Here is a 4,066-nt window from a genome sequence, read left to right on the forward strand (position 1 = left end):
TTGATGCGAATGCACCCTGCATTGCATAATCGTTTGTTTTAACAGTACTGTATATTCCGTCTATTATATCAGGAACATTATCATTTCCTGCAAGAAGAATTGTAACTTTTTCACTGCAAATAGAGGCAGGATATAGTTGAATATCCAAATCAAGCCCTGTTCTTCTTTCCAGTTCTTTAACAATAACCGAATTATTAGGATCGACACCTACTACCTCTGTTCCGCCTGTTATTGTTATCTTTGTTCCTTTGGTGTCGAGAGGAAGTTTTAAGTCACCATAATCTCCGATTATTTTTGGGTCAAGTTCCGCTTTTGTTGCTACATCAATTCCACTCGAAGTATGATGATTACCGCATCCGGAAAGCATACAAAGAATTAACGCTACAATTAAACATAAAACTCTTTTTTTCATTTTCATCTCTCCTTTTTTAATATAAATCTTTTCTTTTTTCAGTTTTGTAAACATTTGCTCCGTATCCCCACGGAAAAGATAAATAACGCAATCGCTTGTGAGCATCCAAATCAACAGGAACAGATACATAACCCTTTTCTTCATTCTCTACTGCTCCTATTATTTCGCCATACTGGTCAACAATAAAACTCGCCTGAGGATTATTGTCTTCACATCCTGATACTACGACAAAAACACCATTTTCGTACGCTCTTGCTCTTGATAAACACTCAGGATTTCCTGCAGTTAACACAAATATAATTTCCGCACCTTTTTCGCAAAGTTTCCTTGCCATTTCAGGATACCATTGATCCCAGCATATCATCAGTCCCACTCTGCCAAACTTTAGGTCGAAAACAGGAATATCATCTCCCGGTGTCATCTCTGATAAAATTTCACTATATGTAAAATGGGTTTTTCTGTATTTTCCTGCAATCTTACCGTCAGGGGAAATAATGTATGCTGTATTATACATTCTGTCATCTTCTTTTTCATGAACCCCGAATATAATATACATCTTATGTTCTTTTGCTTTTTCTTTAATAAGTTTTAAAATATCGGAATTCTCATCAACCGACTTTTTATTAAAAGGTAAAAGGACCCCTCTGTCATAAGTAGTTTCCGTAAAACATAATATATCTGGAGAATTTTCGTCTTTTGAAGCATTTTCGATTATTTTTAAGATATGAGGAATATTATCTTCACAATTTTTATACCATTTTCTCTCAAAATATGATGTTGCAACATTTATAATTCTATGAGTTTCTTTTTTGGTGATTTTGATTTGCGGAGTAAAAAACAAGCATTCTCCTCTTCCGTAACTTGAAAAAACAAGCGTAAGTCTTAGATGAGTACATTTATCAAGTATTTCTATTGATATTTCCAAGCCCCCTGATTTATTTTCAGTTAAATAATCTGAAGCAATGTCAAATCCTTCATCATTTACCTGATGAATTACAGCTAACACCTTGGAATTTTTGCTTTTTAATTTATAGTTAACTGAAATTGTATATTTTTTATCAGTATCAGTTATATCTAATATGCCTTCCCATCTGCCGCCTGAATAAATTTTATCTTTTAGTACAATTTTCATACCTTGTTTTACTTTTTTAGAGATAGCGGATATTCTGCTGTTATTATGACTTGTAAATTCCCAATTTCCAAAATTTCCTGTCATTATTTTTGCAACCCTTCCTTAATATAATCTCTTGGACAGCATTTCATTATTTTCAAGAAATTTTCATTAAATGCGCGAATACTTCCAAACCCACACATAATAGATATTTCACTTAATTTTAAATCTGTTATTCCCATAAGTTCACAGGCTTTTTTTACCCGCACTGTATTAAGATATTTTTTAAAAGTCATTCCCGAAAATTCTGCAAACAGTTTAGAGATATAACCGGGTGTATAATTTAAAAGAGTTGCAATATCTTCGAGTTTTAAATCATTTGTGTAATTATCGTCTATATATTTAAAAACTTTTTGAAAACGTTCGAAATGTGCATTTTTTTCCTGAATTTTTTTTGCATCGTCTTTAAAATAGCGTGAGAGTATTGCCCATAGTTTAATCAGTTCAGCCTGAGTTATGATTTCGCTGTTTGGCTGAGTGCTTAAAATTTCAATGGCAATATTATCAAATATTATATTTAAGTTATCAAAAACCCCGCATTTCTTTTGCTTTTGCGATGTTATATGATGCTTTAAAACATCACATTTATTAAAAAATTTATGCAAAAATTTTGCACCAAATAAAATAACATCAACATGGCAATCATCTCTCAAGGGAATTAATGAGTGAATATTACCGCTTCCAAAAACAAGAATATCTCCATCTTTTGCATGAAATACATTCTTGTCACAACGCACTTCGTACTCACCATGTATAATATGTATAATTTCTATTTCTCTTTGCCAGTGAAGGTGTGTTATATTCTCCTTGGTATGTTCTATTCTTGTAAACTTATACTCAATTCTGTTATCATCAATTCTGACCTTCATATTCAAACCTCCTGCTTTTTTACTATTATTATAACAAAATATAAACATTTTGTAATTTCCTTATATTTACATTTTAATAGTAAAAAACACGTTTATAATATAATGAAGAATTGGTACACCACTTCATCTTATTAACTCAATTTTATCAAAAACTTTTATCAACTTAAAGAATATATATACAAACATATAGCGTGTTTTGGCAATATTTTTTTATAAAATATGTGTTTTTCTTATTTAAAGTGGCATATTTTTCATTTTTTCAGCCAATAAACATAAAAGGTTTTACTTAAAAACGCACATCAAAAAGACAGCCTCCAAATAAGTGGAAATTCACTCATTTAGAGGCTGTCTTTTTGATGTGGGTGTCTTAAATTATATTCATTATTTTTTCAACTATAAATACTACCAAACACGAACTTAGTGCAACGGTTAACATACTTTTATTCTTAAAAGCAAGAAACACTGCAGTTATTCCACCAAAAAGCGCAGATATAAAATTACCTGTTGAATAAAAAATTTCGGGAAAAGTCATAGCGGCTAAAACTGCGTATGGAATATAAGAAAAAAAGGAATTTATAAAATTACTTTCTATTTCCTTTTTAAAGAATGTAAGTGGTAACATTCTTATTAAATATGTAACAATTGACATCACAAAAATACAAATTAAAATTCTCTGATAATTCATTTTCTTATAGGGAAAAAATATGCACAAACTGCTGATGAAACAATTGATGCAATTATTATTACCCATCCTCCTGACAGTAAATTTAAAAATGGAGTGTACTTAAATATACAACTTATAAGGACTGAAATTCCTATTGCATAAAAGTAAGGTTTGTGTTTTTTAGCGGGCGGAATTATGATTGCTATAAACATTCCATAAATAGCAATAGACAAAGCAGTCCTCACAGAAAGAGGAAGAATCATACTTGCCGCTCCCCCTAAAAAAGTGCCCGAAGTCCATCCAATTATCGGCAATATAATAAGACCTGAAAAATAATCAAATGTAATCTTTTCTTCCCTCTGGCAAATTACTGCAAAAACCTCATCGGTAATTCCGAAAGAACAAATCATTCTCTTTATTCCTGACATACTCATATCAACCTTTTGAGATATGATAAATGACATAAGAAAATATCTTAAATTTATTATAAGAGTAGTTACAGTAAGTTCAATTAAACTACCACCGAGCGTGATAACATCAAGTCCTGCGAACTGCCCTGCACTTGTTAAATTAGTTAAGGAAATTAAAACGGCACTAAAAACTGAAAGTCCCCTTTCAGTCGCTAAAAGCCCAAAAGCAAAAGAAACTGAAATATATGCAAGAGCAATAGGCAGACCGTCTTTTAAACCATTTATAAATTTATTTTTCAATTAAATCACCATTTAAGATTATATAATAAAATTGATATGTTTTCAATAGTTTTTCATCATCTATACGTTATTTTAATTTTTACATTGCGGGAGGGTGTGGAAACCCTCCCCTAGAAACTTGTCAAGTATTTCGGACAAATAAAAGAGTGAATTTTTACATCCATACAGAATTAGGTGTCTTGTAACCTATTCCCGAATGTAATCGCTCTGAATTGTAATACAAATATATGTAACTTAATA

General features: G+C 31.1%; 5 protein-coding genes. All 5 read right to left on the reverse strand.

Annotated elements, in window-relative coordinates:
- On the reverse strand, positions 1-412 hold a 412-nt coding region (locus E7419_08235; protein MBE7015163.1), incomplete at its 3' end, for a hypothetical protein.
- A 16-nt stretch (positions 413-428) separates the two neighbouring features.
- Entirely contained in the window at positions 429-1,628 is a 1,200-nt protein-coding gene (locus E7419_08240; GenBank protein ID MBE7015164.1) for a carbon-nitrogen hydrolase family protein, read from the reverse strand.
- Positions 1,628-2,500, reverse strand: coding sequence for a helix-turn-helix transcriptional regulator (locus tag E7419_08245; protein MBE7015165.1), 873 nt, complete (start codon positions 2,498-2,500; stop codon positions 1,628-1,630). Before E7419_08245 ends, E7419_08240 begins: the two co-directional genes overlap by 1 nt.
- 319 nt (positions 2,501-2,819) lie before the next feature.
- Positions 2,820-3,137 carry an AzlD domain-containing protein gene (locus E7419_08250; protein MBE7015166.1) on the reverse strand — a complete coding sequence of 106 codons (318 nt, stop codon included), beginning with the start codon at positions 3,135-3,137 and terminating at the stop codon, positions 2,820-2,822.
- Positions 3,134-3,826 carry an AzlC family ABC transporter permease gene (locus E7419_08255; GenBank protein ID MBE7015167.1) on the reverse strand — a complete coding sequence of 231 codons (693 nt, stop codon included), beginning with the start codon at positions 3,824-3,826 and terminating at the stop codon, positions 3,134-3,136. The genes E7419_08250 and E7419_08255 overlap by 4 nt, the downstream gene beginning before the upstream one ends.
- Between the last annotated feature and the right edge of the window lie 240 nt (positions 3,827-4,066).

It is taken from the genome of Oscillospiraceae bacterium, assembly GCA_015068525.1.
Taxonomy (GTDB): domain Bacteria; phylum Bacillota; class Clostridia; order UMGS1840; family HGM11507; genus SIG450.

Bases quoted from the DNA above. Each gene is read 5' to 3' on its own strand.
- E7419_08240 (MBE7015164.1), bottom strand. From the start codon at position 1,628: ATGACAGGAAATTTTGGAAATTGGGAATTTACAAGTCATAATAACAGC.
- E7419_08245 (MBE7015165.1), bottom strand. From the start codon at position 2,500: ATGTTTATATTTTGTTATAATAATAGTAAAAAAGCAGGAGGTTTGAAT.
- E7419_08250 (MBE7015166.1), bottom strand. From the start codon at position 3,137: ATGAATTATCAGAGAATTTTAATTTGTATTTTTGTGATGTCAATTGTT.